Here is a 15,099-nt window from a genome sequence, read left to right as displayed (position 1 = left end):
TGGCGCCGGCTGCTGCTGCGCTTATGCTTCGCGTTTTGCGCAGCCACAACGCTGCATCAGCAGCAGCCAGCCCCACCATGACCGATTTCCGCCCCGCCTACGACAAGAGCTTCGACCGCATCGCCGCCGACCGCCTGCCCGCGCTGCTGCGCGCCATGCCCAAGGCGGAGCTGCACATGCACATCGAGGGCTCGCTGGAGCCCGAACTCATCTTCGCGCTCGCCCAGCGCAACGGCGTGTCCATTCCCTACGCCAGCGTCGAAGAACTGCGCAAGGCCTACGCCTTCACCAACCTGCAGAGCTTCCTCGACATCTACTACGCCGGCGCCAGCGTGCTGCTCAAGGAGCAGGACTTCTACGACATGGCCTGGGCCTACCTGGAGCGCGCCGCCGCCGACAACGTGGTGCACACGGAGATGTTCTTCGACCCGCAGACGCACACTGCGCGCGGCGTGCCGATGGAAACGGTGGTCAACGGCCTGCACCGCGCCTGCACCGATGCACGCTCGAAGCTGGGTGTGAGCGCCGCGCTCATCCTCTGCTTCCTGCGCCACCTCAGCGAGGAAGAGGCCTTCGAGACGCTGGAGCAGGCGCTGCCCTATCGCGACAAGTTCATCGGCGTGGGGCTCGATTCGAGCGAAGTGGGCCATCCGCCCGAGAAGTTCGCCCGCGTGTTCGCGCGCTGCCGCGAGCTGGGCTTCCACCTCGTCGCCCACGCCGGCGAAGAGGGGCCGCCCGAATACGTCTGGAGCGCGCTCGATGTGCTGAAGGTCGAGCGCGTCGACCACGGTGTGCAGAGCGTGAAAGACCCGGCACTGATGAAGCGGCTCGCGCAGGACCGCATTCCGCTGACCGTGTGCCCGCTGTCGAACCTCAAGCTCTGCGTGTTCCCCGACCTGTCGAAGCACAACCTCGGCGCGCTGCTCGACGCGGGGCTGGTGGCCACCGTCAACTCCGACGACCCGGCCTACTTCGGCGGCTACATGAACCAGAACTTCACCGAGACCTTCTCGGCCACCGGCCTGAGCGTGCAGCAGGCCTGGCAGCTCGCGGCGAACAGCTTCGAGGGCAGCTTCATCGACGAGGCCGCCAAGCGCGCCTACGTCGAGCGGCTCAACGCCGTCTTCGCGAGCTTCTGAGAGGCATCGGCGGGCCGCACCACCAGCAGCGGCATCGCCACCAGCGCGCAGGCGCTGGCCGCCAGCCACACCGTCGGCCAGCCCTGCAGCGCCAGCAGGTGCGGAATGGAGAAGGGCGTGACGAAGCACACCAGGAACACGCTGGTGTTCGCCATGCCCAGTGCGGTGCCGGCACGCGATGCGCCGGCCAGCGTGGCGAGCTCGGTGTAGGCCACCCCGTGCCAAGCCGATACGCACACGCCGCTCACGCCCAGCAGCACCACCAGCGCGATGCGCAGCGCCGCCGAATCGGCAGCGTGCGTGCCCGTGGCCAGCGCCAGTGCAGCGAGGCCCGCGAACAGCAGCACCGTGAGCCCGCTGCAGGCGCGCAGGTAGGCCGGCCGGTTTTTGTTGCGGTCGGTCCAGCGGCCGCTCCACACGCGCATGACCATCGCGCCGACCTGCACGAACACCATCGTCGCGGTGATGGTCGCCAGGCCCGCATGGCCGAAGTCGTGCAGGAACACCGTGCCGAAGGAGAGCACCGCGAACTGCGGCGCGCAAAGAATGCCGATGCCGGCCACGATGCGCCACACGCGTGGGTCGCGCAGCGGGCCGCTCTTCGGCGCGGCGGCTGAAGCCGGCACGGCCTTGTCGCCGCCCGCCGCGATGGGCGGCTCGTGCACCCACGCCCAGCTCATCGCCGCGCTCAGTGCGCACAGCAGCGCCAGCAGGCCGTAGAGCGCCGCGAAGCCGAAGTGCAGCGCGACGAAGGGCAGCACCAGCGCGCCGATGCCGCCGCCCATCGGCACGGCCGTCTGGCGGATGCTCATCGCGAGGCCGCGCTCGCTGGCGTCGAACCAGGTCATCACCGCGCGGCCGCTGGCGCCGTTGACGCTGCCGCCAAGCAGCCCCACCAGCAGCAGCCCGCTGCCGAGCCAGCCCAGCCCCGGAATGTGCTCCGCGGCGGGCGCGGCCCACAGCGCCATCGCGACCAGCGCGAGGGCCGTGCTGCCCAGGCCTGCCAGCAGCACGGGCCGGTCGCCCCAGCGGTCGGTCAGCAGGCCCCAGGGCAGCTCGCTCACCGCGATGCCCAGGCCCATGAGGCCCAGCACCAGCCCGAGGGTGGCGTTGTCGAGCTGGTAGCCGGTGCGCATCAGCACGGCGGTCATCGGGATGCCGCTGAAGGCCATGGAGAAGGCGGCGTTGGCGGCTACACCCGCAGCCAGCACCTTCCAGCGGTGGCGCGGCGTGAACGAAGAGGAGATGGAGGAAGAGGGCGAATGGGTCATCTTGCCGGGCAGTTTCCGCTTCGGCAAAGGTTTTGAAAATCAGAAAATAATTGGCGAATCGTCCTGAAAAACAGGATGATTGATTGCCACGCAAACCGAAGGAGCCGCAATGAGCCAGGTGATGTTCGATCTCGACGTGCTGCGCACTTTCTCCACCGGCGTCGCGCTCGGCAGCTTCGCGCGCGCCGCCGACAAGCTCGGCCGCTCGACCTCTGCGGTGAGTGCTCAGCTGAAGAAACTCGAGTCGCAGGCCGGCACCGCGCTGTTCCGCAAGGCGGGCAGGGGGCTGGAGCTCACCGATGCCGGCGAGACGCTGCTGGCGTACGCGCACCGCCTGCTCGAGCTCAACGAAGAGGCCAGCGCTGCCATGCGCGGTGTCGACCTGCAGGGCGCCGTGCGGCTGGGCCTGCAGGAAGACTTTGGCGAGACGCTGCTGCCGGCGGTGCTGGGCCGCTTCGCGCGAGCGCATCCGAAGGTGCGCATCGAGGCCTGCGTGGCACGCAGCGCGGAGTTGCGCGAGCGGCTCGAGCTAGGCCAGCTCGACCTGGCATTGGCGTGGGACGCGGGTGACCAACCGTTGTCGCCGTATGCCGAGCGCGTGGCGCGCATGCCGCTGCTGTGGATCGGCCCGAGGGCGCCGGAGCGCGTCGACGCACCGTGGTGGACGGAGCGCGAGCACCGAGGCGCCGGCGCCAGGCGCCAAGGCAAGAGCAGGGAGCCGCTGCCGCTCATCATGCTCGACGCACCGTGCCCATTGCGCGAGATCGTCATCGCCGCGCTCGACCGTGCCGGCGTGCCATGGCGCCGTGCCTTCGGCAGCGCCAGCCTGTCGGCGCTGTGGGCGGCAGCCTCGGCCGGGCTGGGCCTTACCGTGCGCACGCCCTTCGGGCTGCCCTCGCATGTGAGCGTGCTCGACCGCTCGGTCCTGTCGCTGCCGGCGCTGCCGCAGATCTCGCTCGTGCTGTATCGCGCGCAGGCACATCCGGAAGCCCCCGCGAGCCGCCTGGCCGCGCTGCTGCTGGAAGCCGTTCGCCAGCAGGTACAACGTGTCGGTCTGCCGATGCGTGAGAATCCGCCGCTGGAGACAAGAACAAAAGTGGTACGGCATGGCAACGCAAAACTTCCTGCACCTGTGGGATGACAGGTTCCTCTACATCACACCGGCCATCCAGTCGGGCCTGACGGCCCGCTCGTCGGCCACGCTGCTGGCGTCGGTCAGCGGGCACCCCTTCGCGCTGGAGGCGGTCGACGGCACGCGTGTGCACTGCACCGCCGCGCTGGTCGCGCCGCACGTATCGCGTCGGCTCGACGTCGATGGCTGCGGGCTGCTTTCGCTCAACCTCGACCCTGCTTCCAGCGCCTACCGCATGCTCGCGCGGCGCATGGGCGGCCACGGCATCCAGCCCATCGACGCGCGGCGCTTCGGCGCGCTGCGCGACGACTTCGAACCGGCGCAGTGCGGTGCCTTGCCCAGCGAGCGGCTGCAGTCGCTCAGCGCGAAGATGGTCGAGGCCATCACCGAAAGTCCCGAGCTGCAGGCGCCGCTCGATCCACGCATCGACCGCGTGCTGCAGGCCATCCGCGCGCACGCGGGGCAGATCGCGCTACGCGATCTCGCGGCCGTGGCGTGCCTGTCGCCCGACCGGCTCACGCACCTGTTCGCCGAGCAGGTGGGCGTGTCGGTCAAGCGCTATGCGCTGTGGACCAAGGTGCGCCGCACGGTGCAGCAGTTCACCGGGCAGCGTTCGCTCACCGACGTTGCGCTGGTCAGCGGCTTTACCGACGCGGCGCACATGAGCCGCACCTTCCAGCGCTACTTCGGCCTGCCGCCTTCGTTCCTGGCGAGCCAGGTGCGCGTGACGGCCGACGAGCATGCCTCGCACGCCTGGGGCCAGAACGCGTTTGCATAGAGGGAGTGCAATCGGCTCGATGCCGTTTCCATCGGCGAGTGAGGCCGTCCCCGGCGAAGCGGTGCCTCAACGGCGCCGCTTCGCCAGCCAGTTCCACGCGGCACCTGCGGCCATCAGCACGCAGGTGCCGAGGAACACGGCGCGCATGCCGATGTGCCCGCCCACGAAGCCGCCCAGCAGCGGCCCAGCGACCTGGCCCGTGTACTGCGCCGAGGTCGAGTAGCCCAGCATGTTGCCGGCTACGCGCTCGGGCACGTTGTGGCGGATCACGCTCGCGATGCACGGCAGCAGCCCGCCGAGCGATAGCCCCATCAGGAAGCGCAGCACCACCAACTGCCAGCCCGAGGTGACGAAGGCCTGCGGTACCAGCAGCAGCGCCGACACCGCCAGGCAGCCGACGATCACGTTCCAGTGCCCCACGCGATCGGCCAGCTTGCCCAGCCGCGAGGCCGAGAGGATGCTGCCGAGCGCCGCGGCGGACATCACGAGGCCGGCCATCATCGTCATGCGGCTCGGGTCTTCCACCAGCGTGGCGACGTAGACGGTGATGATCGGCTCGATCGACATGTTCGCCAGCATCAGCAGCATGCCGGTGAAGAGCATCGCGACCAGGGGGCGCTTGTCGGGCACGGCGGCCCAGCCGGACTGCCCGGAGTCGCCTTGCTGCTTGCGCGCTGCAGGCGTCTTTCGCTCCTCGCGAATCAGGAAGGCCGTCGCGAGAAAGGCCACGAAGATGATCGCGCCCGCCGCGAAGAAGGTGGCGCGGATGCCGATCAGCGGCGGCAGCACGCCGCCGACCAGCGGCCCCACGAGGTTGCCCGCCATGATGGCCGACGACATCGTGCCCAGGGCCCAGCCCGTGCGGTCCTTGGGCGTCTGCGTGGCCACCAGCACCATCGAGCCCGATGCGTAGCCGCCCAACAGCCCCGCCAGCAGCCGCAGGCCCACCAGCTGCCACACATTGCCCGCGACGCCGATCAGCGCCATCGCCACCGCCATGCCCAGGCTCGCGCGGATCAGCATCGGCTTGCGCCCGTAGCGGTCGGCCAGCCGGCCCCACAGCGGCGCCACCAGCGCGGCGCTTAAAAAGGTGGCGCCGTACGCCGCGCCCGACCACTGCACGATGGCCGCGTGGTCCTTCACGCCCAACTGCTCGACGTACAGCGGCAGGAAGGGCAGCAGCAGCGTCATCGCGATGATGGTCGTGAACGAGCCGAACATGCAGACGGCGAGGTTGCGCTGCCAGTGTGCGTTGGCGCCCGCTTCGGTTGGCGGTGCGCCTGTTGTCGTGGTCGTCGTCGGATGCGTCATGGGGAACGCCCATTGTGGGACGACACATGCGGGATGGCGCTTGCCGATTGGTGGGGGCACCCATCGTGCGAAGCGGGGGCAGGGGCCCGCGCGCCCCCCGGAGCGCCCCTTCAGCGATTCTTCACTTGCGTGCGGGCGAACTCGAACACCGAGGTTTTCCCGCTGGCCGTCACCTCGAGCCGGATCAGGTCGTTGGCCTGGGGTTGGGGATCGCAGCAGTTCTTCAGGATGAGGTCGCCGGTCACCATCTGCAGCGGCTCCACCGTGTTCAGCTGCAGGATGGAATTGGCCGACTGCTCTTGGTTCTCTGCGTTGTATTCGATCTGCCGGATGCCCAGCACGGTGGCGCCACCCACTGCCGCGCCGGCCAGCATGCCTGCGACGGGGTCGTACACGCGCACGGTGTTCGAGCCGGCAAAGCTGGTCACGCCGCGGCGGCCGACCACCGATCCGGAGTAGTTCGAGCGATAGGTCTGGCGCGAGGCGCCGTAGGCGGCAGCGCCCGCGGCCAGCCCGCCGATGATCGCCAGTGCGACCTGCTTGGCCTGCTTCTCCGACTGGATTTCCGCGATCCGCTCGTTGTACGTGTAGATCTGCACCGGAGCGCCGCGGAAGTACGCCTTGATGTTGTCGGTGCTGAAGTCCACCGGCTCGGCGGTGTTGTTGGCATAGCCGATGGTGAAGGTCGGCTGCGTCGGCCCTTGCATCTTGAAACGCGAGTAGACGAAGAGTTCGCGCGTTTCATCTTTTTCGGACAGCGTGCCGACACCATCGGTGTACTTCAGCGTCTGCGGCACATCCTTGCCGGGGCGGGGCGTGTACGAGATGTTCGCCGTGGAGCAGCCGCTGATGAGAACGGCGAGTGCGACGAAGCAGCAGGTCTTGCGTGAGACCGCGCCTTGCTGGTTGAGTAAATCTCCAATTTGGCGCGGCAAGGCGCTGTCAAAAGCGATCACGAGAACTCCGTTTGTTGTGCTTGTTGGGTCAGGCGATCGAACTGACCGGAACCTGACTGCACAATCGTAACCTTACGTATCAAAATGTCAGCAGAAAGTTTCCTCTTACTGACTCGTGCACCGAAATGAGGAATATGTTTTCGTGAAGTTTTTCACGAATAAAGGCGAGCAGAAGGTGCCGTGGAGGCTTCGACCATGCAGTGCTGCGGTGACGGGTGGTCTGTGCGTGTGAGGTCTCCCTTCCGCACGCGCGGTCGGTGCGAGTCGCCTAAGCTCGCGTCCTTCATCGCCCAAAACCTCTTTTCAGGACATCGCCATGAAACGCATCGGCGTGCTCGTCTTCCCCGGCTTCCAGATCCTCGACCTCGCCGCCATCGCCGCGTTCGAGCTTGCGAACATTCACGCCGGCAAGCCGGTCTACCAGGTCGAGCTTTTGTCGGAAGAGGGTGGCCTCGTGGCCAGTTCGTCGGGCGTGAGCACGGACAGCAAGCGCTTCGGTACGGCGAAGTACGACACGCTGGTGCTGAGCGGCGCGCTCTTCATCGCGCCCACCTCCGAGAAGATGTGCCGCTTCCTGCGCGCCGGGCTGCGCAATGCGCGCCGCGTGGCCAGCATCTGCACCGGCGCCTTCGGGCTGGCCGATGCGGGGCTGCTCGACGGCCGCAAGGCGACCACGCACTGGTCCTTCGCGGGCGAGCTGCAGAAGCTTCATCCCGCCGTGAAGGTTCAGCCCGACCGCATCTTCATCAACGACGGGCCGGTGTGGACGTCGGCCGGCATGACGGCGGGCATCGACCTCGTGCTCGCGCTGGTGGAGGAAGACCTCGGCGTGGAGGCGGCGCGCTTCGCGGCACGCAAGCTGGTCGTCTACCACCGGCGCGCGGGCGGGCAGTCGCAGTACTCCGCGCTGCTGGAGCTGGAGCCGAAGTCGGACCGCATCCAGAAGGCGCTGGTGCACGCGCGGGCCAACCTGCGCGACACGCTGTCGGTGGAGGAACTGGCCGAGGTCGTGCACCTGAGCCCGCGCCAGTTCAGCCGTGCGTTCAAGGCCGAGACCGGCCAGTCGCCCGCGCATGCGGTCGAGACCCTGCGCGTGGAGGCGGCACGCGCGTTGATCGACGAAGGCAACCTGGCGCTCGGCGTGGTCGCGCGAGAGACGGGTTTCGGCGACCCCGAGCGCATGCGGCGCGCCTTCCTGCGCACGCTGGGGCAGCCCCCGCAGAGCGTGCGCCGCGTGGCGCGCCGGGAAGCGGCCGTGGCCTGAGTGGCAGGATGTCCTGAAAGGTGGCTTATATGACATTTACGCCATAGCCTTGCAGGAGGAGACTTTCCCCATGGCCGCAGATATCGACGCGGCGAAAAAAGGAAAGCTCCATGACTGCCACCGTTAGCGCTTCAGCAAATTCTCCCAAGGGCGCGGCCCTCGTCACCGGCGCGTCGTCCGGCATCGGCGCCGTGTACGCAGACCGCCTCGCGCGGCGCGGCTTCGACCTGATCCTGGTCGCGCGCAACCGCGAACGCCTCGAGGCCCTGGCCGCGAAGCTCGTGCGCGAGACCGGCCGCAAGGTCGAGGTTCTTCCTGCCGACCTGACGAGCCGCGACGACATCGCCCGGGTCGAGGCCGCGTTGCGCACCCGCGGCGACATCACCATGCTTGTGAACAACGCCGGCTTCGGCGCTGCCGCACCGCTGCTGGCTTCCGACGTCGACAAGATGGAAGAGATGATCGCGCTCAACGTGAGCGTGCTCACGCGGCTCACCTACGCGGCCGTGCCCGGCTTCGTGGAGCGCGGCGCAGGCACGCTGGTGAACATCGCCTCCATCGTCGCGATCTCGCCGGAGACGCTCAACGGCGTGTACGGCGGCAGCAAGGCCTTCGTGCTCGCGTTGAGCCAGTCGCTGCAGCACGAGCTCAAGGACAAGGGCGTGCGCGTGCAGGCGGTGCTGCCCGGCGCGACGGCCACCGAGTTCTGGGGCGTCGCAGGCGTGCCGATGGAACACCTGCCCAAGGAGATCGTCATGACCGCGCAAGACATGGTCGACGCCGCCCTGGCGGGGCTCGACCAGGGTGAGCAGGTCACGATTCCCGCGCTGCCCGATCTGGCCGAGTGGGAGGCCTTCGATGCGGCGCGGCGCGCGATGTCGGGGCGGTTGTCCAGCACCGCTCCCGCGGCGCGCTATCGTGCCGGCGCCGACTCCGCCACGTCACCGGCGTGAGGTCGTCGTACCGGGGTCGTCCAGTTCAGATGCGGTGGGTCCGGCGCGCGTAGAGCGCCGCCAGCGCCAGCCCCGTGGCTGCCGCGCCGCACCAGGCAAGGGCGGGGCTGCGCAGCATGCCTTGAAGGCGCGCGCGGCGGCCCGGTTCCGCGTGCATGCCGTGTGCGGCACGTTCCCTGGGCGTGAGCGGCCGTGCCGCGTTCGGGTTTTCTTCGCTTTCAAGCACGGCTTGAGAGATGTCGAGCGGGGTCAGCGAATCGTTGACGGTGGATGCGGTCATGGTGGCTGGCCTTTCTTGGCTTTCCCGATGGTGGATCGATCAGTGATGCAAGGCTCGCTCAAACCCGGGGCGCCGGGTCTGAGGCGAAGCACCGACATTGAAGTAGGCCAACGTCCCGGCCGCATTGCGGACTGCGTCGGCGTTTAGAATCCCGCCCCTCGCAATCGGGCGTCCCGGCCGGCTGCGGGGTTTGCATTTCCGGGGCCATGTAGAGGAACACCATGTACAAAAACCTCGCGGGCCGCGCCGTTCTGGCGCTGGCAGTCGCCGGCTTTTTCTCTCCCGTTTTTTCGCAACAGCAGCAACAGGCACAGGCGCCGCTGAAGATCGGCTTCGTCTACGTCACGCCCGTCACCGATGCGGGCTGGGTGCGCCAGCACGAGGAAGGCCGCAAGGCCGTCGACGCGGCGCTGGGCGCGAAGGTCAAGACCACCTACGTCGAGAACGTGGCCGAGGGCGCCGATGCCGAGCGCGTGATCCGCGACCTCGCGCAGCAGGGCAACACGCTCATCTTCACGCCGAGCTTCGGCTACATGGAGCCGACGATGAAGGTCGCGAAGGACTTCCCCGAGGTGAAGTTCGAATCGATCACCGGCTACAAGACCGCGCCCAACGTGGCGACCGCCAATGCGCGCTATTACGAGGGCCGCTATCTCGCGGGCATTGCGGCCGGGCGCATGACGAAGACCAACATCGCGGGCTACGTCGCGGGTTTTCCGATTCCGGAAGTGCTGCAGGGCATCAACGCGTTCACGCTGGGCATGCGCTCGGTGAACCCATCGGCGCAGGTGCGCGTGGTGTGGCTCAACGAATGGTTCGATCCGCCGAAGGAGCGCGACGCCGCCATGGCGCTGTTCAACCAGAACGCCGACGTGATCGCCTTCCACACCGGCTCCACTGCCGTCATGGCGGCGGCGCAGGAGCGCGGCAAGCTGGCCATCGCCTACCACTCCGACATGCGCAAGATCGCGCCCGACGCGCAGGTCGTCGCGGTCACGCACCAGTGGGGTGGCTACTACACGCAGCGCGCGAAGGCGGTGCTCGACGGCAGCTGGAAGAGCGGCAAGCTCTGGGGCGGCGTAAAGGAAGGAATGATCCGCGTCGGCGACTTCGGCACCAAAGTGCCCAAGGCCGTGCAGGACGAGGTGCTGGCGCGGCAGAAGGACATCGCCGTCGGCAAGCTGCAGCCCTTCCGCGCCGTTGCGGCCGACGTGCGCGACAACGAGGGTCGCATCGTGATCGCCAAGGGAACCCAGCTGAGCGACGAGCAGATACTGACGATGAACTGGCTGGTGGAAGGCGTGCAGGGGCGCGTGGCGCGCTAACCCAACCACTCCACCACGAAGTCCACGAATGTCCGCAGCTTGGCGCTCGGCCGCGCCTCCGGCAGCCGGACGATCTGCACCTGCCGCGTGGGCAGCTCCCAGTCGGGCAGCAGCTGCACCACCTGACCCGATGCGAGCGCGGGGCCCAGCAGCGCATCGGCCTGCACGATCACGCCCACGCCGGCCATGGCCGCGGCCAGCAGCGCCTGGCCGTTGTTGGTGGTGAGCGGCCCGCGCACCGGCACGTGCACCGTCTGGCCGTTGCGCGTGAAGCGCCATGAATGGTTCGGCCCCCAGGTCGCGAAGCCCAGCAGCGGGAAGGCTTCCAGTTCCGACGGGTGCTTCGGCTGCCCGTGGCGCGCGACCCATGCCGGGCTCGCCACCGCGTACATGCGCGCCAGGGCGAGCGGTCTTGCGATGAGCCGTTCGTCGACGGCCGCGCCCGAGCGGATGCCGCAGTCGAAGCCTTCCTCGGCCAGGTCGACCACGCGGTCGTTGAGGCTCAACTCCACCTTCACCTGCGGATAGGCAGCGATGTACTCGCCGATCACCGGCGTGAGGCGGTGGGCGCCGTAGGCCACGGGCGCGGTGACGCGCAGCACGCCCTGCGGCATGGCGCGCAGCGACTCGGCCACGCCGTCGGCCGTGTGCACGCTGGCCAGCACGTCGCGGCAGCGCTCCAGATACGCGGCGCCGATCTCGGTGAGCGAGTGGCGGCGCGTGGTGCGCTCCAGCAGACGGGCTCCCAGCTGCTCTTCGAGCGCGCGGATGTGCTTGCCGACCATCACGGCCGAGAGATCGAGCGCCTCGGCCGCGGCGGCGAAGCTGCCCGCGTCCACCGTTGCGACGAAGACTTCCATGGCGCGCAGCTTGTCCATATTGTGAACTCCTGATTCCGAATGACCGAACTGGAAGGCAATTTATCAAATGGATGGTTCGCAAAACAATCACCGCTTGTTTGATTCACTTTGCGAGGTTTTCCATGAAGGTTCTTGTTGTGGGCGCGACGGGCGCGATTGGCAGTGCGGTGGCGCAGACGCTGGCCGGGCGGGGCCACGAGGTGATTCGCGCGGGGCGCACGCGCGGCGATCGCCAGGTCGACATCACCAGCGACGCCAGCGTCGAGGCGCTGTATGCGGCGGTCGGCCGTGTCGATGCGATCGTCTCGACGGCGGGCGGGCTCTTCTTCGGGCCGCTGGCCGAGATGACACCGGCGAACTTCAATGTCGGCCTGCAGGACAAGCTGCTTGGCCAGGTGCGGCTCGCGCTGCTGGGCCAGCATGTGCTGCGCGACGGCGGCTCGATCACGCTGACGACGGGCGTCGCGGCCGAAGACCCGGTTCGTGGCGGAGGCAATGCCGCTGCCGTCAATGCCGGGGTCGAGGGCTTCGTGAAGGGCGCGGCGATCGAGCTGGCGCGCGGGCTGCGCATCAACGCGGTGAGCCCGACGCTGCTGACCGAATCGGTGGAGGCGTATGGCGCGCTCTTTCCGGGCGTCGAAACCGTATCGGCCGCGCGCGTGGCGCTGGCCTATGTGCGCAGCGTCGAAGGTCCGTTGACGGGACGCGTCTTCCGCGTGTGGCAATGAAGAGCGTGCATCCATGGCTTGCAGGCGCGCTGCTGGCGCTCGCGGCGGCGGCGGCCGTCGCTGCCCCGCCAGTGGTGCAGGCGCTGCCGGAAGACTGGTATCCGGAGAGCGTGGCCATCGGGCCCGATGGCGCGTTCTACGTCGGCAGCTGGCGGCAGGGCGCGGTCGCGCGGCTGAAGCCGGGCACGGCGCCGAAGGCCGAGGTGCTGGTCAAACCCGGCGCCAACGGCCTGGCGAACGGGCAGGGCGTGTTGGTCGACGCGAAGCTCCGGGCGCTGTGGATCTGCTCCGGCAACATCGGCTTCACCACCGTGCCTTCGACGCCGAGCGCGCTCAAGCGCTATGACCTTGCCACCGGCGCGCCGCGCGCGAGCTACACCATGCCCGACGGCGGCTACTGCAACGACCTCGCGCAGGACGCGCGCGGCAATCTCTACGTGACCGACTCCTACCACCCGCGCGTGCTGAAGCTCGCACCGGGCGCTGCCTCGCTGGTTACGTGGAAGGAGGATCCCGCGCTGGCCGGCCCGGGCCCCTACAAGGGCCTGAACGGCATCGCCATCGACGGCGGGCGCGATGTCTACGTGAGTCTCGTGGCGGCGGCGCCCTATGTGCTGCGCATCGGTCTCGGCGCGGACGGCAAGTCCGGCGAGGTCACGCGCGTCGAGGCGCCGCGCGAACTGAAGAACGTGGACGCGATCCGCGCGTGGAAGCCCGGCCGGCTCGTGCTGTTCGAGAGCAATGCCTTCGGCGAAGGCGCCTACGGCGGGCAGATCACCGTGGCGCGCGTCGAAGGCGCGAAGCTCGGTCTGCAGACGGTGGTGGCGGGGCTCAACGATCCGTCGTCCGGCGCGGTGTGGGGCGACCGCGTCTACTTCATCGAGTCGAAGTATTCGCTGCTCACGAAGCGCAAGGAGGGCGACGGACCGGTGCCGACCGGCGTGCCGTTCGACATCCAGTCGCGCGCGCTGCCCCGGTAGGCGTGGTGCGGAGGTGAGTGCCCTGCGCATATAGCACTCATATGCGCATGGAAATTGCGGCGGGTCGGGGGTGGATTACCCTCCGCACCCACGATGAAAAAAGCCTACCGCGCCTCACTCCTGCGATTCGACGCCTCCGGCAAGCCCGTTTTCGACGAGGACGGCCTGCTGGTCGTCGCCCCCGACGCCACCGGCCGCCAGCGCGTGCTCGACGCCGGCAGCCATGCCGATGTCGCGCCGCGCCACCCGGGCGCGCACACGACCCACCTGCCGGGGCGCATCCTCGCGCCGGGCTTCGTGGACATGCACATCCACTATCCGCAGACCGACATCATCGGCTCGCCCGCGCCGGGCCTGCTGCCCTGGCTCGAGAACTACACCTTCCCCGCGGAAAGCAAGTTCGCCGACCCCGCGCATTCGAACGAAGTGGCGCAGTTCTTCCTCGACGAACTGCTGCGCAACGGCGTGACCACCTCGCTGACCTTCGCGACCTCGCACGTGGCCTCGGTCGACGCGCTCTTCGAAGGCGCGCAGCGCCGCGGCATGCGCCTGATCACCGGCAAGGTGCTGCAGGACCGCAATTCGCCCGACGGCGTGCGCGACGAGACCGAGCAGAGCCTCGTCGACACCGAGGCGCTGATCCGCAAGTGGCACCAAGTCGACCGCTTGGGCTACGCCATCACCCCGCGCTTCGCGCCCGCGAGCACCGACGCCCAGATGCGCGGCGCCGGCGAGCTGGCCGCGAAGTACGCCGACACCTGGATCCAGTCGCACGTGGCCGAGAACCGCGACGAAGTGAGCTGGGTGCGCGAGCTGTACCCCAAGGCGCGCTCGTACCTCGACGTGTATGCAGGCTTCGGCCTGATGCGCGAGCGGGCCGTGTACGCCCACTGCATCTACCTCGACGAGGCCGACCGCGCCCTGCTGCGCGAGACGAAGACGGCGGCCGCGGTGAGCCCGACCAGCAACCTGTTCCTGGGCAGCGGCTTCTTCGATTTCGGCGCGGCCGACCGCGTGGGCTACCCCTACGGCCTGGCGAGCGACGTGGGCGGCGGCACCAGCTTCAGTCCGTTCCATACCATGATGGCCGCCTACTACGTCGGCCGCGAAGGCCAGACCAAGGCCGGCCTGAGCATCGCGCCGTCGGAACTCTGGTGGCGCCACACCGGCGGCGCCGCGCGCGCCCTGGGGCTCGACGGCGTGGTCGGCAACCTGCAGCCGGGCTGCGAGGCCGACTTCCTGGTGCTGAACCCCGCCGCCACGCCGCTGCTGGCGCGCAAGACGAAGCAGGCGAACTCGCTGGAAGAAATGCTCTTCGCGATGATCGTGCTGGGCGACGACCGGCTGGTCGAGCGCACGGTGATCTCCCAGGCTGGCTGAAGCCCGAGAGGGCGAATCCGCCCATGCCACAATCGCCGACCCAGCGGGCGCGGCGACACCTTTCCAGGAACACCGCGGAACCGGCTTTGCCGGGCCGCTGGTGTTGCCCCTCGAGGGGTTGGCGTAGCGACACGAAGTGCGCGAAGACTGGGGTGTTTTTCAATGTCTATCAAGAGCGACAAATGGATCCGGCGCATGGCCGAGCAGCACGGCATGATCGAGCCTTTCGAGCCCGGCCAGGTGCGCGAGGCCTCCGGCCACAAGATCATCAGCTACGGCACCTCGAGCTACGGCTACGACATCCGGTGCGCGCCTGAATTCAAGGTCTTCACCAACATCCACAGCACGGTGGTCGACCCGAAGAACTTCGACGAGAAGAGCTTCGTCGACATGCACGGCGACTACTGCATCATCCCGCCCAACAGCTTCGCGCTGGCGCGCACCGTCGAGTACTTCCGCATCCCGCGCAACGTGCTGACCATCTGCCTGGGCAAGAGCACCTATGCGCGCTGCGGCATCATCGTCAACGTGACCCCCTTCGAACCCGAATGGGAAGGCTACGTGACGCTCGAATTCAGCAACACCACGCCGCTGCCCGCCAAGATCTACGCGGGCGAGGGCTGCGCGCAGGTGCTGTTCTTCGAGAGCGACGAGGTCTGCGAGACCAGCTACAAGGACCGTGGCGGCAAGTACCAGGGCCAGCGCGGCGTCACCCTGCCGAAGACCTGATCGCCCCAGGCTG

General features: G+C 68.4%; 15 protein-coding genes. 10 read left to right on the top strand and 5 right to left on the bottom strand.

The features are described 5' to 3' along the window. Window positions 1–77 precede the first annotated feature (77 nt). Window positions 78–1,139: an adenosine deaminase gene (locus FHT32_RS00585; RefSeq protein WP_176662739.1), complete on the top strand. Its 1,062-nt coding sequence runs from the start codon at window positions 78–80 to the stop codon at window positions 1,137–1,139. Here FHT32_RS00585 and FHT32_RS00580 read toward each other — a convergent pair. Beyond that, on the bottom strand, window positions 1,100–2,410 hold the full coding sequence (locus FHT32_RS00580) for an MFS transporter (protein WP_176662738.1): 1,311 nt from the start codon (window positions 2,408–2,410) through the stop codon (window positions 1,100–1,102). The genes FHT32_RS00585 and FHT32_RS00580 overlap by 40 nt on opposite strands. 109 nt (window positions 2,411–2,519) lie before the next feature. Here FHT32_RS00580 and FHT32_RS00575 point away from each other — a divergent pair, with 109 nt between their 5' ends. Next, window positions 2,520–3,551, top strand: coding sequence for a LysR substrate-binding domain-containing protein (locus tag FHT32_RS00575; protein WP_176662737.1), 1,032 nt, complete (start codon window positions 2,520–2,522; stop codon window positions 3,549–3,551). Then, a complete protein-coding gene (locus FHT32_RS00570) occupies window positions 3,517–4,320 on the top strand; it encodes a helix-turn-helix domain-containing protein (protein ID WP_176662736.1) in 804 nt (267 codons plus the stop codon). Before FHT32_RS00575 ends, FHT32_RS00570 begins: the two co-directional genes overlap by 35 nt. A gap of 66 nt (window positions 4,321–4,386) precedes the next feature. On the opposite strand, the gene FHT32_RS00565 is transcribed toward FHT32_RS00570, so the two are convergent. Together FHT32_RS00565 and FHT32_RS00560 are read right to left on the bottom strand one after the other, a co-directional pair. After that, window positions 4,387–5,631: an MFS transporter gene (locus FHT32_RS00565; RefSeq protein WP_176662735.1), complete on the bottom strand. Its 1,245-nt coding sequence runs from the start codon at window positions 5,629–5,631 to the stop codon at window positions 4,387–4,389. Between the two features lie 110 nt (window positions 5,632–5,741). Continuing rightward, a complete protein-coding gene (locus FHT32_RS00560) occupies window positions 5,742–6,587 on the bottom strand; it encodes a hypothetical protein (protein ID WP_176662734.1) in 846 nt (281 codons plus the stop codon). Window positions 6,588–6,903: 316 nt separating this feature from the next. Here FHT32_RS00560 and FHT32_RS00555 point away from each other — a divergent pair, with 316 nt between their 5' ends. Next, on the top strand, window positions 6,904–7,851 hold the full coding sequence (locus tag FHT32_RS00555; protein WP_176662733.1) for a GlxA family transcriptional regulator: 948 nt from the start codon (window positions 6,904–6,906) through the stop codon (window positions 7,849–7,851). Between the two features lie 110 nt (window positions 7,852–7,961). Continuing rightward, a complete protein-coding gene (locus FHT32_RS00550) occupies window positions 7,962–8,804 on the top strand; it encodes an SDR family oxidoreductase (RefSeq protein WP_176662732.1) in 843 nt (280 codons plus the stop codon). Between the two features lie 25 nt (window positions 8,805–8,829). Here FHT32_RS00550 and FHT32_RS00545 read toward each other — a convergent pair whose 3' ends face one another. After that, window positions 8,830–9,084: a hypothetical protein gene (locus FHT32_RS00545; protein ID WP_176662731.1), complete on the bottom strand. Its 255-nt coding sequence runs from the start codon at window positions 9,082–9,084 to the stop codon at window positions 8,830–8,832. A gap of 221 nt (window positions 9,085–9,305) precedes the next feature. Here FHT32_RS00545 and FHT32_RS00540 point away from each other — a divergent pair, with 221 nt between their 5' ends. Next, window positions 9,306–10,409: a BMP family ABC transporter substrate-binding protein gene (locus tag FHT32_RS00540; RefSeq protein WP_176662730.1), complete on the top strand. Its 1,104-nt coding sequence runs from the start codon at window positions 9,306–9,308 to the stop codon at window positions 10,407–10,409. Here the strand turns inward: FHT32_RS00540 and FHT32_RS00535 are convergent. Further along, window positions 10,406–11,287, bottom strand: a complete 882-nt coding sequence (locus tag FHT32_RS00535) for a LysR family transcriptional regulator (RefSeq protein WP_176662729.1) — start codon at window positions 11,285–11,287, stop codon at window positions 10,406–10,408. The two genes, FHT32_RS00540 and FHT32_RS00535, sit on opposite strands and share 4 nt — an antisense overlap. Window positions 11,288–11,391: 104 nt before the next feature. On the opposite strand from FHT32_RS00535, the gene FHT32_RS00530 reads away from it, so the two are divergent. From FHT32_RS00530 to dcd, 4 genes are all read left to right on the top strand, one after another. After that, window positions 11,392–11,997 (top strand): short chain dehydrogenase, encoded by a 606-nt coding sequence (locus tag FHT32_RS00530; protein ID WP_176662728.1) that lies wholly within the window; start codon window positions 11,392–11,394, stop codon window positions 11,995–11,997. A gap of 5 nt (window positions 11,998–12,002) precedes the next feature. After that, window positions 12,003–12,977 (top strand): hypothetical protein, encoded by a 975-nt coding sequence (locus FHT32_RS00525; RefSeq protein WP_371132112.1) that lies wholly within the window; start codon window positions 12,003–12,005, stop codon window positions 12,975–12,977. Between the two features lie 93 nt (window positions 12,978–13,070). Next, window positions 13,071–14,357 (top strand): guanine deaminase, encoded by a 1,287-nt coding sequence (gene guaD / locus FHT32_RS00520; protein WP_176662727.1) that lies wholly within the window; start codon window positions 13,071–13,073, stop codon window positions 14,355–14,357. A gap of 162 nt (window positions 14,358–14,519) precedes the next feature. Then, window positions 14,520–15,086: a dCTP deaminase gene (gene dcd / locus FHT32_RS00515; RefSeq protein ID WP_019655140.1), complete on the top strand. Its 567-nt coding sequence runs from the start codon at window positions 14,520–14,522 to the stop codon at window positions 15,084–15,086. Window positions 15,087–15,099 lie beyond the last annotated feature (13 nt).

The organism is Variovorax sp. SG517, assembly GCF_013376045.1.
Taxonomy (GTDB): domain Bacteria; phylum Pseudomonadota; class Gammaproteobacteria; order Burkholderiales; family Burkholderiaceae_C; genus Variovorax.
This window is presented reverse-complemented; position numbering and strand designations above follow the sequence as displayed.

Bases quoted from the DNA above. Each gene is read 5' to 3' on its own strand.
- FHT32_RS00575 (WP_176662737.1), top strand. From the start codon at position 2,520: ATGAGCCAGGTGATGTTCGATCTCGACGTGCTGCGCACTTTCTCCACC.
- FHT32_RS00535 (WP_176662729.1), bottom strand. From the start codon at position 11,287: ATGGACAAGCTGCGCGCCATGGAAGTCTTCGTCGCAACGGTGGACGCG.
- dcd (WP_019655140.1), top strand. From the start codon at position 14,520: ATGTCTATCAAGAGCGACAAATGGATCCGGCGCATGGCCGAGCAGCAC.
- FHT32_RS00580 (WP_176662738.1), bottom strand. From the start codon at position 2,410: ATGACCCATTCGCCCTCTTCCTCCATCTCCTCTTCGTTCACGCCGCGC.
- FHT32_RS00585 (WP_176662739.1), top strand. From the start codon at position 78: ATGACCGATTTCCGCCCCGCCTACGACAAGAGCTTCGACCGCATCGCC.
- FHT32_RS00570 (WP_176662736.1), top strand. From the start codon at position 3,517: ATGGCAACGCAAAACTTCCTGCACCTGTGGGATGACAGGTTCCTCTAC.
- FHT32_RS00555 (WP_176662733.1), top strand. From the start codon at position 6,904: ATGAAACGCATCGGCGTGCTCGTCTTCCCCGGCTTCCAGATCCTCGAC.
- FHT32_RS00530 (WP_176662728.1), top strand. From the start codon at position 11,392: ATGAAGGTTCTTGTTGTGGGCGCGACGGGCGCGATTGGCAGTGCGGTG.
- FHT32_RS00540 (WP_176662730.1), top strand. From the start codon at position 9,306: ATGTACAAAAACCTCGCGGGCCGCGCCGTTCTGGCGCTGGCAGTCGCC.
- FHT32_RS00545 (WP_176662731.1), bottom strand. From the start codon at position 9,084: ATGACCGCATCCACCGTCAACGATTCGCTGACCCCGCTCGACATCTCT.
- guaD (WP_176662727.1), top strand. From the start codon at position 13,071: ATGAAAAAAGCCTACCGCGCCTCACTCCTGCGATTCGACGCCTCCGGC.
- FHT32_RS00565 (WP_176662735.1), bottom strand. From the start codon at position 5,631: ATGACGCATCCGACGACGACCACGACAACAGGCGCACCGCCAACCGAA.
- FHT32_RS00550 (WP_176662732.1), top strand. From the start codon at position 7,962: ATGACTGCCACCGTTAGCGCTTCAGCAAATTCTCCCAAGGGCGCGGCC.